Raw genomic sequence first — 22929 nt, forward strand, 5'->3', positions numbered from 1 at the left:
TAGAAGAGATGATTGTGAAGAAGATGAATGCGGTAGAAGAGATGATTGTGAAGAAGATGAATGCAGTAGAAGAGATGATTGTGAAGAAGATGAATGCAGTAGAAGAGATGATTGTGAAGAAGATGAATGCAGTAGAAGAGATGATTGTGAAGAAGATGAATGCGGTAGAAGAGATGACTGGGAAGAAGACGAATGTGATAGAAAAGATGACTGGGCTATAGAAAGAAAGAATTGTAAAGTTTATGGTTACGGAAGAAGAATGCGGATTAATTTAAAAGGGAAAAATTCTCAAGTTGCTGTAGATAAGGTAGATATAACTGAACTAGCAATTAAAGTTCATCGTGATATTACATCTCAAGATAACTTAATTCAGTATTTTCATACTAATCGAATAGGTGAGGGAAGTATAGCTTTATCAGTATTGCCTTCGGGATCAGGGAAAGTGGATTCAGTAGTGTATGATACAGAAAGAGAAGAAGCTATAATTGAGGGTGAAGCCTTGCTTTATATTGATTCTAAAAATGAAGGACGATGTGACTTCAGGTTAAAGATACGAGAAAATAAAATTAATATGGAAATCTTTCATGAAGGAGAAAGGATAAGTAATAATGTTAGAAAACTAACTGGTGTTAGTAAGCAAATCCCATTTACTATTGAAGAGTAAATAATGTTAATGCCGGATTTAATTCGGCATTTTTTTATGGCTAAAGATTTTTTATTTTTTGTAACAAAAAATGGTTTAATTAATAATATATACAAAATAAAATTTAAGGAGGGTTTTGCTGTGGAGCAAAATGAAGAGCAGGTTAAGGAAAGTCAAGTTCAATCTGATAGTGTTGGTGAGAATGATGAGGAAAATGATAATGTAGACGATTCTGAAAAGAAAGGTGTAGGAATTGGAGTAGGAGTAGCTGGTTCCGAATCAGAATCAGAAGCAGAGTCCGACTCAGAAGTAGAGGCAGACACTGAGTCAGATGCAGAATCCGGTTCTGATTCAGAGGTAGAAGCAGACACTGCTTCAGATGCAGAGTTAGATACTGATTTAGACACAGACTTAGAGGGAGATGCAGACTTAGATACTAGTTTAGAAGGGGACGCCGATTTAGACACAGACTTAGAGGGGGAAGCAGACTTAGATACTAATTTAGAAGGAGACGCCGATTTAGATACAGACTTAGATGGGGAAGCAGACTTAGATACTAGTTTAGAAGGAGACGCCGATTTAGACACAGACTTAGATGGGGAAGCAGACTTAGATACTAGTTTAGAAGGAGACGCCGATTTAGACACAGACTTAGAGGGAGATGCAGACTTAGATACTAATTTAGAAGGAGACGCTGATTTAGACACTAATGTAGATGGAGAAACAGAATTAGATACTAATTTAGAAGGAGATGTTGATTCTGATTCCAATGCAAATTCTGAATCAAATAATAATATTGATTTATCAAATTCAAATGATTCATCTGTAGATTCTGATCCGCAAGCTATAAGTAGAGTAGTAGTTAATGTAGGTGATGATGACGATGAAGATGATGATAATGATAATGATGACGAAAATGATGATAATCCTCAGCAACCATGTCAAGAAGCTCAATCTAACCAAGAAAGTAAGCAACCACAAAGTTGTATAACTAATGGTTCTAGTCAAAATGAAGTTTGCCAAGATAATAATTATAGTGAACAAGATGAGTAGAAAATGAAAGAGTTTGGTCTGCTTTAGGCAGGCCAAACTCCTTACTTATAATTAGATTTCAGATTAAAGAAAGGGGGGAGATGAAATGAAAAGAGATGATAAAAATATTATTGATTATTGTGTAGGAGGGGATATAAATCAAACTCAAAACTGTAATATTAATGTTGAACAACCAAATAATAATGTGATAGCTTCTAGTAATATTGATAGTACACAAAGCAATTCTGATAATAAGAGAACTGATAATAAACAACCTTATGATAGATATAATTCATCTTCTGAGGGCCAAATAAGTCAAAAATCTAATTGTAATCAAAAAACCAAGCAACCAGAAAGTAATGTTTATAGTGCTAATGATAATACTATTAGCCAAGCTAATAATTATTGATATATTGTGTCACCATAGGTGACACAGTCGTCAGTCGTGTGCTGTGTGCTATCAGCCAATTCAAAACCTTTAAATTCAAAATCTAATCCATTAAGATTACTATCTTTTAAGAGGTTGAACTGGGTTTATAGTTTTGAATTGAAGAATTTGATTTGGCTCACGACACACAGCAGACAGCTGATAGCTGTGGCACGAAAGTGCCAATTAATATTAACTTAATAACATTGGCTTACATAAGTTATATATGAGGAGGGATAGAATGAACCAAGATGAGTTTGAATATTATCTGAAAGATATCAACCAGGCAAATGATTCAGAAGTAGATGTTACCCAAAAGAATATTGTTATCTTTTATTTTGATTCCTCTAGTAGTTCAGTCCCTGATTTAGAACCACTAGAAGAGATTATTGGGGAAGAATTAAATTTAATAATTGATGAGCAAGGAAAAGTTATTTTTAATGAACAAGAAATAGAAGTTAAAGAATTAGAGGAGGGAGCAAAAGCTTTTGTGTTAGAGGAGGAAGAGGTTAAGACAACAGGAAATAATTAGTTACTTAAGATAGTCATATTTTCTAGAGTATTAGACTAAGATTTAATATAAGATAATTGAATGTTTTAAGCTAGAAAGGTGGGGAAGAAATGGAGGGAGATAATCAGCAGACTCAATTTTTAAATGATTTAATAGACGTTGTAACTGAATTATTAAATCAAGGAGAACAAAACCCAGTTAATCCTCCTACTCCTTCATTAAATGATTTTTCTGAAGTAGAAGATGATACTATAACGATTACTAAAGAAGAAGCAAGACAATTATTAAATATTATTGATGAATTAAATACAAGTGTAGCTGCTAATAAAGTTGTATCTGATAATCAACAACAAGTAACAGAAGAAAAATTCGACCAAGAAAGGAAGACGAAAGAAGAGCTAAGAGAGGAGATCAAAGAAGATTTAAAAAATGAGTTACTGACAGAAGGAGAATTTGTAGAAAAAAGTACTAATTATACTTTTAAAGATGAATTAACTAAGCAGGCTAAGAAATATCATTTGGTAAAATTAACAATTGTTTCTGGGGAACAGATCGAAGGCGTTTTATGTAAGATTCATGATGACTTTATCGTGTTGATTACTAGTGGTAATCAATTTACCAAGATCCCTATTGGAAAGATAACTTCAATTACGATTATTAATAATAACCAGCAGGATAAACAGCAGACAGAGAAAAAGAAAGCAAAAAATACTACCCAGGAAACAAATAAGGAAGGAGCAAGTGAAAAAGAAACAAGTGAATTTAAAGAAAAGTTACAGCTACCGACGCCTAAAGAGATGTTTAACCAACAGATGGTTACTGTGAGAAATAATGAAACCAACTTTAGCAATTAGATTAGTTGGTTATATTTATTAATTCATTCACATATGTTGTTCAATAGGATAAGAGTTAATTTTGCTGGTAAAGGAGGTATCGAATTGTCGGTTTTTGAAACAACTAAAAAATTAAGTGGAGTTCAGGATTTGGACTTAGAAAGTGCAAGTTTGGACGTTAAAATAAATATTAATCAGTTAACTACAGGTGAAGAACAGATTCCAGGGTATTTATTAGTTAAGATTAGTGGTTATCAAGCTGAAGTAGGTAATATTAAGTTCTTTGGTGTTAATGGGCAAGGGGAAGAAGTTTCTGGATCAGGAGTAGAAGCTTATCAAATAAAGGAGTCCTCTTCTGAAGAATTAATGGTCTACTTTGATATCAGTAAATTAGTGAGTAATAAGCAATTTACTGATCGGACAGTGGAAGGGGTTATCAAAGTAGGTTCCCAGGAGCTTGGTCGGGAGCCAATTAATTGGCAGCCAGCAATTTATCTTGGCTAGATTTAATAATATTGATAGTTAGAAATAATGCACAGATTAGTTTTAATTGCATATACTTATCAATGAGACCACTTATATTAATTTGAATTAAGAAATGGAGGGAAAAAAGTGGCGATTAATTTTAAAGAAGAAGAAGTAAGAGTTGAGTATGTTGTTGTAGAAGAAACTGTCAGACGGTCGGTAGATGGTACTCTTGAAGTACCTACCCAAAAGCCAGATATCCAGAGGGTTTTAGAAATAGGTGTTAACGAAGTTAGAATTGATGATATGGGAGACAATAGTGATATTTATGTAGAAGAAGGAGGAATTTCGCTAACTGGTGGAGCAATTGAAATGGGGGTTGTTTATGTAGGAGCAGAAGCAAATCAGCCAGTTCACTTCTTTGATGATACACTAGATTTAGCGGCTAATGGAGATATTTTTATTGAAATTCCCGAAATAGAAGCTGATATGGATGTTAGCGTAGAGGTAGAAGTTTTAGATGTTAGTTATGATTTAAATCCTCCTGCGGATACAGTAGCAGTTACTGCTGTTTTATCTGTCACTGTGCAGGCTACTGAAACTAAATTTATTACTGTAATTACTGATGTATCTGGCATCCCTGATAAATTAGTTGAAAAAGAATTATTGCGTATTGAGGATATTATTACTGAAGATAGACATCAGCAAGTAATTAAGGATAATACACTAGAGCTAGAGAATGATATTTCGCGGGTGCTAAAGGTTGAAGGTGGGTTAATTACTAATGTAACATCTGAGATAGTAGATGGTGGAGGAGCAGTCAAGATTACAGGTGAATTTAAAGGTAAGGTAATGTATGTAGCAGATACCGAAGCTGGTGATCAACCAGTTTATATTGAAGAAGGAACTTTTTCCTTTACTAAAGTAGTAGATATTCCCGAAGTAACTGAAGGAATGAAAGCTTATGTTGATGTTGATCTGAAAAGATGGAATTATAGTATCTCTAATTCAAATATAGTCAATGTGGATGTAGTTGTTAGTGTGCAAGTTAAAGTGACTGAGCCGCGAGAAATTATGGTGGTTGTAGGTGTTGATAGTGATCAAGTAAAACTTAAAAAGGAATTAATTAGAGTAGAGGAAATTGTAGGAGAAAATCAGGTATCTGATACTGTAGTGCAAAGTTTTAATTTGCCCACGGAAAAGCCTGCTATTCAAAGTATTGTTGAATCTAAGGCTGAGTTACTTGATATTAGTTGTGATGTAGAAGATGGTGGAGTAACATTAGAAGGTTCCTTACAGAGTGGAGTGTTATATCAGGCAGATGATGATTCAGTTCATCATGTCTATTCTACTGAAACAGATGCGGATGAAGGTTTTACTAGTTTTGTCAGTGTTGCTGGCGCTAAAGCAGGTATGTATTGTTATTTAGATGTAGTGTTACAACGAGTTAGAGCTGGTAAACAAGGTGATAGAAGTATTAAAGTAACTGCTGGTTTGAGTGAGTATGTGCGAGTAACTAATTTAAGAGAGTTAAGTATTATAACTGATATAATTCCTGTTTCACCAGTAGTTGATGAACCTGATGATCAGAGACCATCTAGAATTGTGTATGTTGTGCAACCAGGAGACACCTTATATAAGATAGCAGCACGATATAATACTAGTGTTGATGCTATTGTCCGGATCAATAATATTGATGATCCTAGTTATATTGAGGTAGGACAGAAGTTGATGATTCCTAAAGAAATAATTGATAAACCAAAGGGTTAATCTCAAGAGTAGGATGTTAATACATCCTACTTCTTTTTTTATTTATGTTATTCTTGTTGCCCCTCCTTAATAATCGGTATAATTTGCGGGGTGCAATTGGTCTTGCTATAGACAAGCTCTTGGATAGTATCTTTTAATTTTTGGCGCGATAGTTCTTGTTGTAGACTTTTTGTGCTAAGCTGTTTAATTTCTGTAACTAAGTCTGGGACGTTATCTAGGTTGATAAAGCCTTGAGAAATTATTTCTGGGTCTGAGGTTAACTGATTGGTTTTGGGATCAATAGTAGCTATTATAATAAGTAAACCATTCTGGGCCAACTGCTGTCTTTCCTGTAGTATAGTAGAGTCTACGTCTCCTATGTTGGCTCCGTCAACAAATAGTTTTCCTGCTGTTACGGAGTCAGCAAAGTAGCCTTGCTTAGGATTTAATTTTAAACGAGATCCGTTTCTAGCAATGAATATTTCATCTTTATTAAGACCTACTTGATTAGCTAATAGAGCATGATGGTAAAGATGGCGGTACTCTCCGTGGATAGGAATAAAGTAGCGAGGTTTAGTTAGATTAAGCATTAATTTTAACTCTTCTTGGGCAGCATGGCCAGAAGCATGGAAGTTCAACTCAGCACCGTATTTGATAATAGCTCCTTGAGCTAAGAGTTGGTTAATACTATTAGATACTGCTAACTCGTTACCAGGAATAGGAGTAGCAGAAAAAAGAATTGTATCTCCTTGCTGAATTTCAATCTGTCTATGTTCCCCTCTAGCAATTCTAGTTAAAGCAGCCATGGTTTCGCCTTGACTTCCTGTCAGCAGATAGACTACTTGGTCATTGGCTAATTGCTTAGCTTCTTCAGGGCTGATTAATAAATCATCTAAATAATCTAGATAGCCTAATTCAGTAGCTAAGCTAGTATTTTCTTTCATACTGCGTCCGGAGATAGCTAGTTGACGATTGGTCTTAGCGGTAGCATTGATTATTTGTTGGATCCTATCTAGATGAGAAGAAAAAGTAGCAATCATAATTCTTCCGGGCGCATTTTTAAATACCTGTTGGATATTAGAGGAGATTTCTTGTTCTGAAGTCGACATTCCTTCTCGTTCTGCATTAGTGCTATCTGATAAGAGGGCTAAGACCCCTTCTTCTCCTAGTTGAGCTAAACTGTAAAAATCAGTAGTCTGGCCTTTAATAGGAGTCAGATCAAACTTAAAATCTCCAGTATATAAAATAGTACCAGCAGGAGTCTCAATTCCTATTGCTACTGCCCCTGGTATACTGTGGTTGACTCGAATAAATTTAATCTGGAAAGGATTTAGAGTAACTTCTTCGCGGGGCTTGATTTCGGTGAGTTGGGCTTTACTTAACAGATTATGATTAGCTAATTTTTTCTTAATCAAGCTTAAGGTAAATTGAGTACCATAGATAGGAATATTTATCTGGGATAGTAAAAAGGGGATAGCTCCAATATGATCTTCATGACCGTGACTGACGAATAAACCTTTAATTTTCTCTTGGTTTTTGATTAGATAATCTATTTTAGGCATTACTAGATTGACACCTGGCATATCAGCTGTAGGGAATTTGATGCCACAATCTAAAACTAGTAATTGTTGGTTATACTCAATTACAATCAGATTCTTACCTACTTCTTCTCTACCACCTAACGGGATAATAGATACTTCTTGAGTCATAATACCCTCCTTATTTTGTCTACTTTAGAATTATTATTGCCGGTTAGTTTCTTTTTATCCAGCCTGCAATTAATAATTATTTTGTAATTAGGAATAATAGACTATAGGACTTTTAGAGGTAATATCAATAATATTTAATTAAATCGCTAGGAGGATCAATATGGCACAATCACAGCCAGGGAAACTGGTGATTATTGGTGGGGCAGAAGAGAAAAGCCCTGCTGGCGAGATTTTAACTCAGGCAGCAGATTTAGTAACTGGTAAGTTAGTGATTATTACAACAGCTACGCAACAACCAACAGAAGTAGGTTGGGAGTACTATGACTTGTTTACTGAGTTAGGGGTAGCTGAAGTGGAAGTTTTACATATCAATTCTCGGCGTGAGGCTAATGAAGAGGAATTTGTAACTTCTATTAGAGAGGCCCAAGGGATCTTCTTTACTGGTGGTAATCAGTTACGAATTACTAGTTTATTAGGTGGTAGTCAAGTATGTCATGAAATTAGAGCTGGTTATAGAGCAGGAAAGACAATTATTGGTACTAGTGCTGGGGCAGCGATAATGAGTCGGTTAATGATTGTTCGCGGTCGAAATGATGATAATCCCCAGCCTAAGGCTTTGCGGTTAGCTTTGGGGTTAGGGCTGATAGATGATGTGATTGTTGATCAGCATTTTTCCCAACGAGGGAGACTAGGAAGGTTATTAACAGGGTTGGCCCAAAATCCTGCTTTATTAGGATTAGGAATTGATGAAAATACAGCAGTTATTGTAGAAGATGAGATCTGTGAAGTAATTGGTTCCGGAACAGTTACAGTAGCTGATTGTAGTCAAATTGCAGAGACTAATATTGCTAATTTGGCCCCTGATGAGGCTTTAACTTTAACCAATGTTAAATTACATATTTTATCTACTGGATATAGCTTCGATTTACGAACTAAGGAAATTATTAGTCCTGAATAATCACTTTAAAACTGGTTAAAATAATTGAAGGTTTAAGTAAGGGAGGGACAGAAATGGAGATTCTTGAATTACGAGCAATTACGGGACCTAATATTTATACTTATCAACCGGTAGTTAAATTAGTAGTTGATTTAGAAGATTATAATGGTAGAGAAAGTAAAGAATTTACTGAATTTAATCAGCAACTTCTTACTGTATTACCTGGTTTAGAAGAACACCATTGTTCTTTAGAGAGGCCAGGAGGCTTTGTTACTCGACTACAAGAGGGAACATATTTAGGACATGTAATTGAACATGTTGCCTTAGAATTATTAGTAGTAGCAGGTCAGGAAGTTTATTACGGGCAGACTGTTTCTAAGGAGCAAGAAGGAGTTTATGAAATTATCTTTGAGTATGAGACAAAAGCTACTGCGTTATGGGTAGCTAGACAAGCTGTGGAATTAGTGGACAAGTTAGCTACAGGAAGTACAATAGATAGAGAAAAATTAGTAGCTGATCTGGAATATAAAGAAATAACTAGTGCTTTAGGTCCGAGTACTTCAGCAATAGTGGAGGCAGCTAAAGAGGATAATATTCCTGTAGATAGATTAGGAACTGATAATAGCTTAGTCCAGCTAGGATATGGTAAGTACAGGCGATTAATTGAGGCTACTATCGGGGAGACCACTTCTTGTGTAGGAGTGGATATTTCTTGTGATAAACAACAAGTAAGAAAGTTATTATATGAGATGGGACTGCCTACCCCGAGAGGAAGAGTAGTAGATAACTTAAAGGAAGCAATTACTTTCCAGAAGCAATTAGGGAGAGCTGTGATTACTAAACCAGTTAATGGGAACCAAGGAAAAGGAGTCAGCATTGATCTAACTACTAAAGCAGAGATTAAGACCGGGATCAAGAGGGCTAAAGAATATAGTTCGCAAGTCTTAGTTGAGGAATGTATCACTGGTGGCGATTATCGATTGCTAGTAGTAGGAGATGAAGTGGTTGCTGCAGCTAAAAGAGTACCCGCTTATATAGTAGGAGATGGCACTCAGACAGTTAAAAAACTAATTACAGAATTAAATCAGGACTCTAGGCGAGGTGTAGGCCACGAGAAGCCACTTACTAAAGTAGAGATTAATCAGGCAGTTAAGGATAATTTAGCTACTGTGGGATATGATTTAGAATCTGTACCTCAGCCAGGAGAAAAGATCTATCTCCAACAGACAGCTAATTTAAGCACTGGGGGCACTGCTGTTGATTGTACTGACCAAGTTCATCCTACTAATCAGAAATTAGCTGTTAGAGCAGCCCAAACTATAGGACTAGATATAGCAGGGGTTGATGTAATTACTTCTGATATAACTACTCCTTTATCCCAAGAAGGGGCTATTATAGAGATTAATGCTGCCCCAGGGATCAGAATGCATCATTATCCTAGTCAAGGTCAGGCTAGAGATGTAGCTGCTAAGATTGTTGATTGGCTTGCTCCAGCTAGAATTCCTATTGTTTCGGTTACTGGGACTAACGGGAAGACAACTACAGCAAGGATGATAACTAGTATTTTTAGGGAAGCAGGTATCAAAGTAGGCTTAGCAGCAACAGGTGGAATTCAAATAGGAGACGAGACTATTTTGACAGGAGATACAACAGGTCCTTTAAGTGCTCAAACAGTATTAAGAAATCAAGAAGTAGAGGCAGCAGTATTGGAGACAGCTCGGGGAGGAATCTTACGTAGTGGTTTAGGTTATGATTGGAGTGACATTGGAATTATCACTAATATATCAGCTGATCATTTAGGTCAGTCAGGAGTTGATACAGTAGAAGAACTAGCTGATATTAAATCTTTAGTCATAGAACGAGTTAGAGAGAATGGGTATGCTATCTTAAATGCTACAGATCCGCAAGTGGTAGCTTTAGCAGAGAATAGTAATGCTGAAGATATTATCTATTGTGGAGCAGAGGAAAATTTAGTTATTAAAAAGCATCGGGCTCAGGGCCAACCTGCCGTCTATATTAAAGAAGGGAATTTAACCTTATTTGATGGAGTGGATGAATTGCCAGTGCTGGCTATAGATAAATTACCAGCAGCTCAAAATGGTTTAGCCCACCATATTCTAGAAAATGCTTTGTTTGCTATAGCAGCTGGTTATGCCTATGGGATTCCAGTCTTTATTATCCGGACTGCTTTACAGAAGTTTGGAGCTAACATCCAGGATAATCCCGGTCGTTTGAATGTGATCACTAATGATAAATTTACTACTGTGATCGATTATGGTCATAACCCAGCTAGTTATCAAGCTACTCTGGAGTTTGCCCAACAATTAGCCACAGAAGATTTGATTGGAGTTATTGGTGTCCCAGGAGATAGACAAGATAGCTTAATTAAACAAACAGGAGAGGTAGCAGGAGATTATTTTGATCAAGTGATTATCAAAGAGGATGCTGATTTAAGAGGGCGAGAAGCAGGAGAAGTAGCTCAGTTATTACAGGAGGGAGTTGCTACAACAGAAGTAGAAGAAATAACAGTTGAACTATCAGAATTAGTAGCTGTTAAACAAGGATTACAAGCAGCCAAGTCAGGAGATGTAGTAGTCATCTTTTACGAGAAAAATCTAGAGCAGATTATAGAGTTAGCAGAAAACCCTCAGTCAGTAGCTGATGCTGAAGCAAATATCGAGGAGAAGATTTCTTAACCTAGTCCCCTATTAGCTAAATGACTGGAGATAATAGGAAGGAGATTAATCTTCAGTAACTAAATTAACAATACATACTATAAATTTAGAGGGGGAATAGAAGTGGATTTTAAAGCATATGCTAAAGTGAATTTAACATTAGATGTTTTAGGTCAACGCGCTGATGGTTATCATGAAGTAGAGATGATCATGCAGACGATTAATCTCTTTGATCAGTTATCATTTACTCAGATTGAGCAAGGAATTCAGATCAAGGCTGATCACCCTCAGCTACCTACAGGAGAGAGCAATTTAGTCTATCAAGCCGCTGAATTGTTATTTACTGAGTTTGATTTAGCTGGGGGATTAGAAGTTATAATTGATAAAGAAATTCCTATAGCAGCAGGATTAGCAGGAGGAAGTACTAATGCTGCTGCTACTTTAGTAGCTATTAATCGACTCTGGGATTTAGGGCTTAGCCAGTCTGAGTTAGCTACTAGAGGAGCTAAATTAGGAGCAGATGTTCCGTTTTGTATCAGCGGAGGAAGTCAGTTAGCTACGGGAGTAGGGACTGAGTTAGAACAATTACCTTGTGAGTTGGAGTTGTATCTAGTGGTAGTTAATCCACCATTAGAAGTTTCTACTCCCCGAGTTTATGACCAGTTGGATGTGGATAAGATTACTAGCCAGCCTCAGACTACAAAGGTGAGAAAAGCTTTAGCAAAGCAAAATTTTCAAGGTGTAATCAGTAATTTAGGTAATGTTTTAGAACAGGCTACTTTTAAGTTATATCCGCAAGTAGCTACTTTAAAGGAGAGACTAGAGGAGTTGACTGCTAAGGCTTTAATGTCTGGTAGCGGGCCAACTATCTTTGGAGTGGTTACTAGCAAACAACAAGCAGACCAGATCCAGACTAGGTTAGCAGCTGAGTTAGCTAGTGATTATAGAGTTTTAGTGACTAAAACAATTAACCACGGGCTAGAAGAAATTTAATTAGATTTAAGTAGGAGGGGGATAGATGTTAGATGCTATTATTTTGGCAGGGGCTAAAAATGATAGTCAACTACAGCAGGTAAGTAATCAGGACTATGAAGCTTTAATTGACCTGAATGGTCAAGCAATGGTTAAGTATGTAATTGATACTCTCCACCAGGTCCAGATTATAGATAAAGTATTAGGAGTTGGCCCGTCTCAACTCAAAAAACAAGGCGTGGATATTGTAATTCCTGATCAGGGGTCTTTATTAGATAATATTAAATATAGTTTACAAAGTGCTAATAGTCCTTATGCCTTACTTGTAACTGCTGATATCCCCCTACTAACAACAGAAGCTATTGACACCTTCTTAACTCGTTGTGTAGCTGATAACTATAGTTGTTATTATCCTATTATTCCTAGGTCAGCTATCGAAGAGTTCCTTCCGCAGTTTGATAAGACCTATTTTAAGCTCCAGGAAGGAACTTTTACAGGAGGTAATTTAGTTTTACTCCAGCGCCAGCTAGTTTGGGATTTGGAGTCAGAAATAGATAAAGTCTTACAGTGGCGAAAAAAACCATGGAAATTAGTAAGTTTATTAGGGATTAGGTTTATTTTTAAGCTGTGGACTGGCACTTTAACTATAGATAGTATTGAACAGAGAGTGGTTGATTTATTTGGTCAGGCAGGTAAAGGAATTATTTTATCTTACCCAGAAGTAGGCTGTGATATTGACCAAGTTAAGCAGTTAAGACAAATTAAAGAGAGATATTACACTCTAGCAACAACTTAATAGATTATATAAGAGCTAATGATTTACAAACTAACTATTTAATGATATGATAAAACAAAGAATACCGTTTTTTTAAAGATGAATATTCGGAAGGAGTGTCAGTCTACTGCTATGAAGATGAGACGTAGCGAAAGAATTGTAGCTGTAACTAAAATATTAGTTGATAATCCATATAAGTTAATTTCTTTGAATAAATTTACAGATCGTTTTGATGCTGCTAAATCAACAATTAGTGAGGATTTAGCTATTATTAAAGAAGTTTTTAGTAAAGAAGAAATGGGCCAAGTAGAAACAGTTTCTGGTGCTGCCGGAGGAGTTAGATATATTCCCAGTCAAGGAAATAGTGCTATCCAACAAATAGTTACTGATGTTTGTGAGCAACTTTCTGATGCTGATAGAATTCTACCTAGTGGTTATGTATATATGACTGATTTGATTTTTGACCCTGAACTAATGAATGATATCGGAGAAGTATTTGCTACTAAGTTTGCTAGTTTAGAAGCTGATTATATAATTACTATGGAGACAAAAGGAATTCCTATTGCCTTGATGGTGGCTCGAGCTTTAAATACTCCCTTAGTTAGTATTAGACGGAATAGTAGAGTTACTGAAGGATCAGTAGTCAGTATTAATTATGTAACAGGTTCTTCGCAAAAGATAGAAACAATGTCCTTAGCTCGTAGGGCTTTACCAGAAGGATCTCAAGTAATAATTATTGATGATTTTATGAAGGCTGGTGGAACTGCTAAAGGAATGCTTGATTTAATGACTGAGTTTAAAGCTGATGTATTGGATTTAGGGGTCTTAGTAGAGACTGCTACTCCTGAAGATAAGTTAGTTGCTGATTATACTTCTTTAGTAGTTTTAGAAGAAATAGATAGAGCTGATAATGAGATTGTTGTGCAACCTAGTCCGTGGATCCAAGACTTAAAGTAGTAAGGAGGCGATTAATCATGGGGGATACTGAGCAAACTACTCCTATCTATTCGATTGGAGTAGTTAAAGATAAGACCGGTCTAACAGGTAGACAGATTCGCTATTATGAAGAATGTGATTTAATCAAACCAGCTCGTACTGAGGGTAACCAACGGATTTATTCTCAGCAGGATATTGACCGGTTATTAGAAATTAAAGATTTATTGGCGGAAGGATTAAATATAGCTGGAGTTAAAAAGAAGTTGGATGCTATTGACCAGGATCCCAAACAAGAGTTGAAACAAGAAGAAATAGCTTATGATGGGCGACCCTTAAATAAATTTAACCAAGGTGCAAGAGGGGGCTTAACTTCTCTTTATCCAGTATCAAATCGAGCTCAATTATATGAAGTATTAAATAAAGAAGCTGATTCTGAGCAAGACTAAACTTCCGCTGAGGTAAGGTGGGAGTTTATTTTTTGCGGTGCCGGGTAATGAGTGATGAGGTTGTTTGTTACTAGTCACTGAAGTTAATTATAATCAATAAGTATGATTGGGCTCAGGCTTGGATACAATAATTTTGACTTCCTAATGACTGTCTGTTATAATACATTTGATTTGCAATTTTTTTGTAAAGAATATTATTAAGGAAGGTATTGGCTCTGTAAAGCAAGGGGAGGTTATTCCTTGCTATTAAGTTTAAATTAGGAGCTTAAGGAAGGAGCCATTATGAAAATATACTTAGATACTGATGACTTATACAATGTTGAATTATATGAACATAAATTAGCTGTTATCCTAGGACGCGGTAAGCGATTGAAAAGAATGTTAGAAACTTTTCCTACTGAGTCCGATTTTCAAGCAGCTTCTCTTGCAGAGATAGCTGAAGTACTAAATATAAAAAATCAGGATTCTAAGATTTTACGTCAGTTAGATAAGTTGGAAAAGACTTACCAACGATTAACTAATCCTCAATTTGATATTAACTTAAGTAATAATCCTCAGGCTAGTACAATTATGTGTGTTGATACTGAATACTTATGGAGTAATTTGGATTCAATTCAGTATGCTGTTTATGATGGACAAGACTGGAGATTAGGATTGATTTTTACTAACCAAGATTTAGCTCCTGCAGTTGATATTAAAACAGGAATTGAATTATTACAGGATATAATCAGTGATCTAGAACCTGATATTTTTGTAGGGCATAATTTTAATTGTGATATTACTGTTTTAGAGAAAGCTTATAATGATAAGTTGTCTAGCTTATATAATTATGATGATACCTTACAGATGGTGCGCAAGAGTAATGTAGCTAATATTATTGGTGGGGCTAGTTTAGACCAGATTATCGAGAAAATTTTTACTGATGATACAGCTGGTTTATTTAATGCTTATCAGGAATTGGACTTATTTATTAAGTATGGCCTTAAAGATGCTATTTATCCTATTTATGCTAGGGAATATTTTATGACTGGTGAATTACCAGAGATTGAATCTGAGTTAGCTATTGATAGGATTGTTAAGTCAGAGACATGGAATTTAATTGATTTTCAATCTCTGTCATTGAAGGGGGATAATTGATGTCGGAGTTAGCAGTAATTACTTTGGCGGCTGGTAAAGGGACTAGGATGAAGTCTAAGTTACCTAAAGTACTACATAAAGTTGCTGGTAAAAGTATGGTCCAGCATGCAGTTGATACTGCTGCTGAATTGAATCCAGCACATAATATGGTAGTTGTTGGTTATAAAGCTAACCAAGTACAAGCAGAGACCGCTGGTAACTTGGAGTTTATAACTCAGGAGGAACAATTAGGAACTGGCCATGCAGTGATGCAGGCTCAAGATGATTTACAAGACTTTGCAGGTACTATTTTAGTAATGTATGGTGATACTCCTTTATTAACCCCAGATACTTTACAGCAGTTAGTGGCTACTCACCAAGAGGAAGCTGCTGCAGCGACAGTTTTAACTACTGAAGTAGAAGATCCTAGTGGTTACGGCCGGATTATTCGTGATCAGTCCGATCAGGTAGTTAAGATTGTAGAGGAGGAAGATACAACTGAGAGTGAAGCTCAGATCCAAGAGATCAATACTGGTATCTGTTGTTTTGATAGCCAACTATTATGGGAGACATTAACTGATGTAACTTCTGATAATGCTCAGGGAGAATACTACTTAACAGATGTAGTTGGTATTTTGGCTAAGCAAGGAGAACTAGTTACAGCAGTAGTAACTCCTGATAGTGAAGAAACAGTAGGAGTTAACACTAGACAGCATTTAGCGCAAGCAGAGTCTATTTTAAGAGAGAGAATTTGTAATCAGCATCTTCAACAAGGTGTTACAATTATCGATCCAGCCAATACTTATATAGATAGTGAGGTAGAGATTGGTCAGGATAGTATTATTTATCCCTGTACCTTCCTAGAAGGTACTACTAAGTTAGGTGAGGAAGTTATTATCGGGCCGCAGAGTAAATTAGTTGATTCTACAATTGGTAGTGGAGTAGAGGTGGAATCTTCTACTATAATTGAGAGTCAAATAGGAGCTGATACAACAGTTGGCCCTTATGCTTATTTGCGACCAGGAACTAAAGTAGGTCGTGAGGCAAAGATAGGTGATTTTGTAGAGGTGAAAAAATCAGAGATTGGAGACCAAGCTAAAGTTCCTCATTTAAGTTATATTGGCAATGCTACAATTGGGCAACAAACTAATATTGGTGCTGGTAGCATTACTGCTAATTATGATGGAGAAGAGAAGCATAGAACAATAATTGGCGACCAATCTTTTATAGGTAGCGATTCAACTTTAATAGCTCCTGTAAGGATAGGAGATAGAGCTATTATTGGAGCCGGAGCAGTAGTTACTAAGGATGTTACAGCAGATGATACAGTAGTTGGGGTTCCCGCTAAGTCACAAGCAGAGACTGAATAATTAAAAAGGTAGATTAATAAATTTAGGAGGTTTATAGTAATGTCATCAAGTGGGATGAACTTAAAAGTATTAGCTGGTAATGCAAATACACAATTAGCTAAAAAGATATGTGCTAATCTAGGTACTGAATTAGTTGAAGCTACAGTAAATCGTTTTAGTGATGGGGAAATTGGAGTTGAGATTAATGAAAGTGTTAGAGGAGACCATGTATTTGTTGTGCAACCAACCTGCCCTCCAGTAAATGAAAATTTGATGGAGTTGTTGATTATGATTGACGCTGTAAAACGAGCTTCAGCTAAGGTAGTTACTGCTATAGTGCCTTATTATAGTTATGCTCGTCAAGATAGAAAGGCTAAAGCGCGGGATCCGATTACTGCTAAGTTAGTAGCTAATTTAATTACTAAAGCAGGAGCAGATCGGGTGGTAGCTATTGACCTTCACGCTCGGCAAATTCAGGGTTTCTTTGATTTGCCAGTGGATAATCTACGTGGTGCTCCTATTTTAGCAGATCACTTTGAAGAGAAAGAAGAACTCGCTAATTCAATTGTAGTAGCTCCAGATATTGGTGGAGTTAAGCGAGCTAGAAATTTTTCTGAGCGGCTTAATACTTCAATGGCTATCATTGATAAGCGAAGACCAGAAGCTAATGTATCTGAAGTAATGAATATTATCGGAGATGTAGAAGGCAAGAATGTAATTTTAGTTGATGACATGATTGATACAGCGGGAACAATTACTAATGCTGCTCAAGTATTGAAGGAAAAAGGAGCTCAAAAGATATTTGCTACCTGTACGCATCCACTATTTTCTGGACCAGCAGTTGATAGATTAGAAGAAGCACCAATTAGTGAATTAGTGGTAACTGATACACTACCTTTATCTAAATCTAAAAGATTAGATAAGGTAACAGTCTTGTCTGTAGCACCATTAGTAGCTAGCGCAATTGAAAGAATTTACGATGATTTATCAGTTAGTGTTTTATTTCGTTGATAGTTGGATTTAAAGATGTTATAATATAGTTTGTGAAAAAAAGAAAAAGGAGAGGGTAGAAGATGGAACGTTTGGAATTAGACGCTGAGATAAGAGATAAGACAGGCTCAAGTAATTCTCGTCGGCTAAGAGAAGAAGGTCTTGTTCCTGGTGTATTGTATGGCAATGATCGAGATCCAGTTAATTTGACGTTAGATGCTACAAAAGTAAATAAAGTTACAGGTGGAAATAAAATTATTGATTTAAGTTTAGAAGATGGTAGTACACAACCAGTAATGGTTAAAGATGTACAGCGTGATGTAATTAAAGGAAGTTTATTACACGTTGATTTATATCAGATTTCTCTTGATCAGCCTGTTACAGTTGAAGTATTAGTTGAACTTGCTGGCCCAGCAAGTGGTCAACAAGAAGGTGGAGTATTAGAACAGCTACTTAGAAAGCTAGAGATTGAGTGCTTACCTACTGATATTCCAGAAAAGATTGTAGTTGATGTATCAGAGTTGGATATTGGACAATCTTTAAGTGTAGCTGATATTGAGGTTGCAGAAGGAATTGAGATAGAAAGTAAGCCAAGTGAAACAGTAGCTACAGTTGTTCTTCCTGATGAATTAGATATCGAAGAGGAAGAAGAACTAGGAGAAGAAGAATTAGAAGAACCAGAAGTTATTGGTGAAGAAGACGAAGAAGAGGAAGAAGAACTAGAGGAAGAAGAAATAGAATAATTGGTTTTAGTGTAAGGCGTAATCTTTTAGATTGCGCCTTTTATTATTAGTAGGGGGGATAAAGATGAAATTAGTAGCAGGTTTAGGTAATCCAGGTAGGAAGTATCAAGCAACTCGTCACAACGCTGGTTTTATGGTGTTGGATAGATTAGCTAAACTATATAATACTTCTTTGTCTAGAGAAGAACATAATAGTATGATCAGCAAGGTTAAAGTACAAGGAGAGACTGTTATTTTAGCTAAACCACAAACCTTTATGAACCGCAGTGGGCAAGCAGTTGAAAAGTTAGCTGATTATTATCAAATTGATAGAGCAGATATACTAGTTGTCTATGATGATTTAGATCTTAGTCCAGGTCAACTGCGGATCAGGCCTAATGGAGGTCATGGAGGACATAATGGTTTAAAATCCATTTTTGCCTGTCTAGGGAGTAAAGAATTTCCGCGAGTGAGAATAGGAATTGGTAAACCAGAAACTAAGCCAATTGTTGATTACGTATTAGATCCGTTTACTAAAGAAGAATGGACAGCAGTTGATCAAGCTCTAGAGCAAGCAACTAAAGCAATTAAGCTTTACTTAGAGAAGGAAGATATACAATTAGTTATGAATAAGTATAATTAAGTTATTAGTCTGGGTATGTACTCAGACTTTTTTATTTATAACTGTTAATTTTTTCATTGAACTTGTATATGTAATAAATTATCAGTAATAATAATAAATGAGTAGAGAATTATAGACTCTAGTAACTTAACTGAGGAGGGATCATAATTGAATTTAATTTACAAATGTCCTGAGTGTAACAAGATTATTGATCATTTAGAGGTCGATAAAGTTGATGAGGAATTACTAGGTTTTAATATCTTGACTGAGGAAGAACGAGAGGATATAATTGAGGTAGAAGGGGATAATACTTACATTAATGTAGCTTGTGATGAATGTGTTCAAGATTATCCTGACGAGACAGAACTTACTAATATGGAAATACATTAAGGTTGAGGCCTTAGTTAATCTGAGGCCTTTTTTGCTGGGAGTTTATTGACTACAAAGGAGTAGGTGAGGATGGGAGATAATCTATTAACAGTTTTACGGGAAGAAGGAAAGTTATGTAAGTTAGTAGAACAATATCAGGCAGGAGCAAGTGGGGAAGTAATTGGGCTAGAAGGTAGTGGCAAGAGTTTGTTTTTGGCTAATTTCTATTCCCAAATAAATAAGGGGCTCTTACTTGTTACTTCCAATCCACAAAAGGCAGATAGTCTCTATGAAGACCTAGTTAGGTTACTAGGTGAGTCACAAGTTTTATTATTTCCGCAAATTGAGATTCTACCTCATGAACCGTTAGAAATTGAAGCGGGTATTAAGTTAGAAAGATTGACTGTGTTACAAGAAGCTATAGCTAAGGAAAGTAGATTGATTATTGCTCCTATTCAATCTTTATTAGAAGGTACTATTCCTTCCCAAGTATATAAGGATAAATTATTAGAAATCACTGTAGGATCTGAAATCTCTGCTGATAAATTCAAGACTCAATTAGTAGAAGTTGGTTACCAACGAGTTGGGCAAGTGCAAGAGCGAGGCGAGTTTAGTATTCGCGGAGGAATAATTGATGTTTTCCCCTATACCACTACTCAACCAATACGGATAGAATTATTTGGGGAGCAAGTAGAATCTATTCGACAGTTTGCAGTAGCTGACCAACGTTCTATATCACAATTAGAACAGGTTATTATTCCACCAGCAACTGAATTTTTATTACCTACTGCTAGAGAAGATAAGCTAGCTAGGATACAGTCTGATCTCCAACAGCGGTTAGAGAAGTTAACAGGGGAGGCTAAGGAGAAACTTGCTAATAAGGTTGAACAGGATGTAGAATGGTTAGAAGAAAGGATTGATTTTACAGAGTTAAGACAGTATCTCCCTTATTTTTATCAACAGGCTAGTTTGTTGGATTATATAGATAATACACTTCTATTTGACAATTGGTTACAGATTAAACAACGAGCTACTAAATTTTTGACTACTATTCAGGATCGATATAGTTCTTTATTAAAGCAAGGTAAGGTATTACCTAGTTATCAGGATTGCTTTTTGGATTTTAACCAGCTATTGTTGACTGCTAATCGACAGGGGATTTATTTATCTCCAACTAAAAAAAGATTAGAAGAAATCACTTCTCAGTTCAGTATTAATTATACTGCTCAAAATTTAGAAGCGCTACACGGGCAACTGGATTTATTAATTAAACAGCTACGAGATTATTTAGACCAAGATTATCGGATTGTAATTGGATTGTCCAATTTTAAGCAGGCTAAAAGATTCCACCACAGATTGCAAGAAGATAATTTGCCAGCAGTTTTGGTAGAAGAGATCACTGATCAAATAAAATCTAAAAGTATCATCTTAATTGTCAGTAACTTACAGAAAGGATTTATCTTTCCTGAGGCCAAATTTGTATTTTATACAACTAGTGAATTGTTTAAAGAAACTAAAAGACAACGGAAAAGAATTAAGAAGTTTGATCAGGGAAGTAAGATTTCTTCTTTTACTGAGCTTACTGAAGGGGATTATGTTGTTCATGAAAACCATGGAATTGGTAAGTATTTAGGGATTAAAACTTTAGAAGTGCAAGGTAGTAGTGAGGATTATTTATTAATTAAATATGCAGGCGATGATAAATTATATGTTCCTACAGAACAAGTTGATCTGATTCAAAAGTATGTTGGAATGGATGATCAGGCACCTAAATTACATAAGTTAGATAGTGATAACTGGGCCCAAGCTAAAGCTAGAGTCAAGGAATCAGTAGAGGAGATGGCAGAGGAATTATTAGAACTGTATGCTAAACGGGAAGTAGCAAAGGGATATGCTTTTAGTGCCGATACAGACTGGCAACAGAAATTTGAGGCTGATTTTCCCTACCAAGAAACTCCAGATCAACTACAGGCTATTGAGGAAGTTAAGAAGGATATGGAGTCTCCACAACCAATGGACAGATTATTGTGTGGTGATGTTGGTTATGGTAAGACTGAAGTAGCTATTAGAGCTATCTTTAAAGCAGTTATGGATGGGAAACAAGTTGCCTTTTTAGTGCCTACTACTATTTTAGCTCAACAACATTGGAGTAATTTAACAGATCGTTTTGCAGAATATCCTATTAATGTAGCAATGTTAAGTAGATTTAGAACTGCTAAAGAACAACAGGAGATTAGAGAAGGTTTAAAAGCTGGAAAAATAGAGGTAGTGATTGGTACCCATAGGTTATTATCCCAGGATATTGAGTTTAAAGATTTAGGATTAGTTGTAGTAGATGAAGAACAGAGATTTGGAGTCAAACAAAAGGAAAGACTAAAACAAATCAAGGAAAATATAGATATCCTAACCTTAACAGCTACTCCTATCCCTAGAACCTTACATATGTCTTTAGTGGGAATTAGAGATATTAGTGTTATTGAGACAGCTCCTAAAAATAGGTACCCCATTAGAACCTATGTAGGTGAATATAATGATCAATTAGTCAAAGAAGCCTTAACTAGAGAATTAAATCGTTCTGGTCAAGCCTATGTGGTTCATAATCGAGTTAAAAATATTAAACAAGTAGCAGCCCAAATCCAACAGTTAGTGCCTCAGGCTGAAGTAGCAATAGCCCATGGGCAGATGAATGAAGCCCAATTAGAAAAATTAATGTTAGATTTTTTAGCTGGGGATTATGATATACTAGTCTGTACTACAATTATTGAGACAGGAATGGATATTCCGAATGTAAATACAATTATTATTAATCAAGCGGATAAAATGGGCTTATCCCAATTATATCAGTTGCGTGGTCGAGTCGGAAGAAGTAACCGGATTGCTTATGCTTATTTATTATATAATGAAGGACAGATTTTATCGGAGATAGCAGAGAAGCGTTTAAAAGCAATCAAAGAATTTACCAGTTTAGGTTCGGGCTTTAAAATAGCTATGCGTGATTTAGAGATTAGAGGTGCTGGTAATATATTAGGACCTGAACAACACGGACATATAGAAGCAGTTGGTTTTTCTTTGTACTGTAAATTATTAGAAACGGCTATTAAAAGGCTCCAGAATGAAGAAGAAGAAAAATGGGAAGTAAAAATTGAGCTTCAAGTAGATGCATATCTACCTGAAGATTATATTGCTGATTCCCAACAAAAGATTGAAGTTTATAAGAGAATTAAAGCACTTGCTAGTAGAGATCAGAGAGAAGAATTAGAGGTTGAGCTACAGGATAGATTTGGAGAATTGCCTGTGGTAACACAAAGATTATTACAGATTGGCCAACTTAGGGTGCTTGGCAGGGAGTTATTAGTAGAAGAGATATCTGAACAACAGGGTAGGGTAACAATTACTTTTGCTTCTGCAGCAGAAGTAACAGGCGAAGAGTTTTTGCAGCTAGGTCGTCAGTTTGCTAACTTAAAGGTAGTAGCTAGTCAACAACCGCAGTTACAGCTAAAAGTAGATGGTTGGGCGGACGATCAGAAGTTAGATAAACTAGAAGGTATTTTACAGGAGTTAAATTAACCTCCTAATTTTTAATAGTTAATTTTTAACTTAAAGAATAAAAAAATAATTCTAATTATATACTAATAATGAAACAGATGGGAA

The 22929-nt window shown here is 35.9% G+C and carries 21 protein-coding genes; 20 read left to right on the forward strand and 1 reads right to left on the reverse strand.

Features of this window, described 5'->3' with window-relative positions:
- The 7 genes from ACYQ3D_RS11000 to ACYQ3D_RS11030 form a co-directional block, all read left to right on the forward strand.
- Nucleotides 1–664 (forward strand): hypothetical protein (locus ACYQ3D_RS11000; protein WP_459838416.1); only part of this gene is annotated, 664 nt, incomplete at its 5' end.
- A 120-nt stretch (nt 665–784) separates the two neighbouring features.
- On the forward strand, nt 785–1696 hold the full coding sequence (locus ACYQ3D_RS11005) for a hypothetical protein (RefSeq protein WP_459838417.1): 912 nt from the start codon (nt 785–787) through the stop codon (nt 1694–1696).
- An 85-nt stretch (nt 1697–1781) separates the two neighbouring features.
- Nucleotides 1782–2084 carry a hypothetical protein gene (locus tag ACYQ3D_RS11010; protein ID WP_459838418.1) on the forward strand — a complete coding sequence of 101 codons (303 nt, stop codon included), beginning with the start codon at nt 1782–1784 and terminating at the stop codon, nt 2082–2084.
- A gap of 259 nt (nt 2085–2343) precedes the next feature.
- Entirely contained in the window at nt 2344–2634 is a 291-nt protein-coding gene (locus tag ACYQ3D_RS11015; protein WP_459838419.1) for a hypothetical protein, read from the forward strand.
- An 89-nt stretch (nt 2635–2723) separates the two neighbouring features.
- On the forward strand, nt 2724–3467 hold the full coding sequence (locus ACYQ3D_RS11020) for a hypothetical protein (RefSeq protein WP_459838420.1): 744 nt from the start codon (nt 2724–2726) through the stop codon (nt 3465–3467).
- 84 nt (nt 3468–3551) lie between these two features.
- Nucleotides 3552–3950: a hypothetical protein gene (locus ACYQ3D_RS11025; RefSeq protein ID WP_459838421.1), complete on the forward strand. Its 399-nt coding sequence runs from the start codon at nt 3552–3554 to the stop codon at nt 3948–3950.
- Nucleotides 3951–4058: 108 nt separating this feature from the next.
- A complete protein-coding gene (locus tag ACYQ3D_RS11030; RefSeq protein ID WP_459838422.1) occupies nt 4059–5681 on the forward strand; it encodes a DUF3794 and LysM peptidoglycan-binding domain-containing protein in 1623 nt (540 codons plus the stop codon).
- Nucleotides 5682–5728: 47 nt separating this feature from the next.
- Here the strand turns inward: ACYQ3D_RS11030 and ACYQ3D_RS11035 are convergent, their stop codons facing one another.
- On the reverse strand, nt 5729–7369 hold the full coding sequence (locus tag ACYQ3D_RS11035; protein WP_459838423.1) for a ribonuclease J: 1641 nt from the start codon (nt 7367–7369) through the stop codon (nt 5729–5731).
- 160 nt (nt 7370–7529) lie between these two features.
- Here ACYQ3D_RS11035 and ACYQ3D_RS11040 point away from each other — a divergent pair, with 160 nt between their 5' ends.
- From ACYQ3D_RS11040 to mfd, 13 genes are all read left to right on the forward strand, one after another.
- Nucleotides 7530–8327: a cyanophycinase gene (locus ACYQ3D_RS11040; RefSeq protein WP_459838424.1), complete on the forward strand. Its 798-nt coding sequence runs from the start codon at nt 7530–7532 to the stop codon at nt 8325–8327.
- 53 nt (nt 8328–8380) lie between these two features.
- On the forward strand, nt 8381–11002 hold the full coding sequence (gene cphA, locus ACYQ3D_RS11045) for a cyanophycin synthetase (protein ID WP_459838425.1): 2622 nt from the start codon (nt 8381–8383) through the stop codon (nt 11000–11002).
- Between the two features lie 102 nt (nt 11003–11104).
- Nucleotides 11105–11974 carry a 4-(cytidine 5'-diphospho)-2-C-methyl-D-erythritol kinase gene (ispE, locus tag ACYQ3D_RS11050; RefSeq protein WP_459838426.1) on the forward strand — a complete coding sequence of 290 codons (870 nt, stop codon included), beginning with the start codon at nt 11105–11107 and terminating at the stop codon, nt 11972–11974.
- A 25-nt stretch (nt 11975–11999) separates the two neighbouring features.
- A complete protein-coding gene (locus ACYQ3D_RS11055; RefSeq protein WP_459838427.1) occupies nt 12000–12749 on the forward strand; it encodes a nucleotidyltransferase family protein in 750 nt (249 codons plus the stop codon).
- 111 nt (nt 12750–12860) lie between these two features.
- On the forward strand, nt 12861–13685 hold the full coding sequence (gene purR, locus ACYQ3D_RS11060) for a pur operon repressor (protein ID WP_459838428.1): 825 nt from the start codon (nt 12861–12863) through the stop codon (nt 13683–13685).
- 17 nt (nt 13686–13702) lie between these two features.
- On the forward strand, nt 13703–14110 hold the full coding sequence (locus tag ACYQ3D_RS11065; RefSeq protein WP_459838429.1) for a MerR family transcriptional regulator: 408 nt from the start codon (nt 13703–13705) through the stop codon (nt 14108–14110).
- Nucleotides 14111–14392: 282 nt separating this feature from the next.
- Nucleotides 14393–15247 (forward strand): hypothetical protein, encoded by an 855-nt coding sequence (locus ACYQ3D_RS11070; protein ID WP_459838430.1) that lies wholly within the window; start codon nt 14393–14395, stop codon nt 15245–15247.
- Nucleotides 15247–16596: a bifunctional UDP-N-acetylglucosamine diphosphorylase/glucosamine-1-phosphate N-acetyltransferase GlmU gene (gene glmU, locus ACYQ3D_RS11075; RefSeq protein WP_459838431.1), complete on the forward strand. Its 1350-nt coding sequence runs from the start codon at nt 15247–15249 to the stop codon at nt 16594–16596. Before ACYQ3D_RS11070 ends, glmU begins: the two co-directional genes overlap by 1 nt.
- Before the next feature lie 39 nt (nt 16597–16635).
- A complete protein-coding gene (locus ACYQ3D_RS11080) occupies nt 16636–17586 on the forward strand; it encodes a ribose-phosphate diphosphokinase (RefSeq protein ID WP_459838432.1) in 951 nt (316 codons plus the stop codon).
- A 62-nt stretch (nt 17587–17648) separates the two neighbouring features.
- A complete protein-coding gene (locus tag ACYQ3D_RS11085) occupies nt 17649–18308 on the forward strand; it encodes a 50S ribosomal protein L25 (protein ID WP_459838433.1) in 660 nt (219 codons plus the stop codon).
- A gap of 64 nt (nt 18309–18372) precedes the next feature.
- Entirely contained in the window at nt 18373–18930 is a 558-nt protein-coding gene (pth, locus tag ACYQ3D_RS11090; protein WP_459838435.1) for an aminoacyl-tRNA hydrolase, read from the forward strand.
- Between the two features lie 147 nt (nt 18931–19077).
- Nucleotides 19078–19299, forward strand: a complete 222-nt coding sequence (locus tag ACYQ3D_RS11095) for an anti-sigma-F factor Fin (protein WP_459838436.1) — start codon at nt 19078–19080, stop codon at nt 19297–19299.
- A 69-nt stretch (nt 19300–19368) separates the two neighbouring features.
- Nucleotides 19369–22845, forward strand: coding sequence for a transcription-repair coupling factor (gene mfd, locus ACYQ3D_RS11100; RefSeq protein ID WP_459838437.1), 3477 nt, complete (start codon nt 19369–19371; stop codon nt 22843–22845).
- Nucleotides 22846–22929 lie beyond the last annotated feature (84 nt).

It is taken from the genome of Halanaerobaculum tunisiense, from assembly GCF_054657635.1.

What these genes read in the sequence shown, in the direction of transcription:
- ACYQ3D_RS11010 (WP_459838418.1), top strand. Translation starts at nt 1,782, where the DNA reads ATGAAAAGAGATGATAAAAATATTATTGATTATTGTGTAGGAGGGGAT.
- ACYQ3D_RS11015 (WP_459838419.1), top strand. Translation starts at nt 2,344, where the DNA reads ATGAACCAAGATGAGTTTGAATATTATCTGAAAGATATCAACCAGGCA.
- ACYQ3D_RS11020 (WP_459838420.1), top strand. Translation starts at nt 2,724, where the DNA reads ATGGAGGGAGATAATCAGCAGACTCAATTTTTAAATGATTTAATAGAC.
- ACYQ3D_RS11035 (WP_459838423.1), bottom strand. Translation starts at nt 7,369, where the DNA reads ATGACTCAAGAAGTATCTATTATCCCGTTAGGTGGTAGAGAAGAAGTA.
- ACYQ3D_RS11040 (WP_459838424.1), top strand. Translation starts at nt 7,530, where the DNA reads ATGGCACAATCACAGCCAGGGAAACTGGTGATTATTGGTGGGGCAGAA.
- cphA (WP_459838425.1), top strand. Translation starts at nt 8,381, where the DNA reads ATGGAGATTCTTGAATTACGAGCAATTACGGGACCTAATATTTATACT.
- ACYQ3D_RS11055 (WP_459838427.1), top strand. Translation starts at nt 12,000, where the DNA reads ATGTTAGATGCTATTATTTTGGCAGGGGCTAAAAATGATAGTCAACTA.
- purR (WP_459838428.1), top strand. Translation starts at nt 12,861, where the DNA reads ATGAAGATGAGACGTAGCGAAAGAATTGTAGCTGTAACTAAAATATTA.
- ACYQ3D_RS11065 (WP_459838429.1), top strand. Translation starts at nt 13,703, where the DNA reads ATGGGGGATACTGAGCAAACTACTCCTATCTATTCGATTGGAGTAGTT.
- ACYQ3D_RS11070 (WP_459838430.1), top strand. Translation starts at nt 14,393, where the DNA reads ATGAAAATATACTTAGATACTGATGACTTATACAATGTTGAATTATAT.
- glmU (WP_459838431.1), top strand. Translation starts at nt 15,247, where the DNA reads ATGTCGGAGTTAGCAGTAATTACTTTGGCGGCTGGTAAAGGGACTAGG.
- ACYQ3D_RS11080 (WP_459838432.1), top strand. Translation starts at nt 16,636, where the DNA reads ATGTCATCAAGTGGGATGAACTTAAAAGTATTAGCTGGTAATGCAAAT.
- ACYQ3D_RS11085 (WP_459838433.1), top strand. Translation starts at nt 17,649, where the DNA reads ATGGAACGTTTGGAATTAGACGCTGAGATAAGAGATAAGACAGGCTCA.
- pth (WP_459838435.1), top strand. Translation starts at nt 18,373, where the DNA reads ATGAAATTAGTAGCAGGTTTAGGTAATCCAGGTAGGAAGTATCAAGCA.
- mfd (WP_459838437.1), top strand. Translation starts at nt 19,369, where the DNA reads ATGGGAGATAATCTATTAACAGTTTTACGGGAAGAAGGAAAGTTATGT.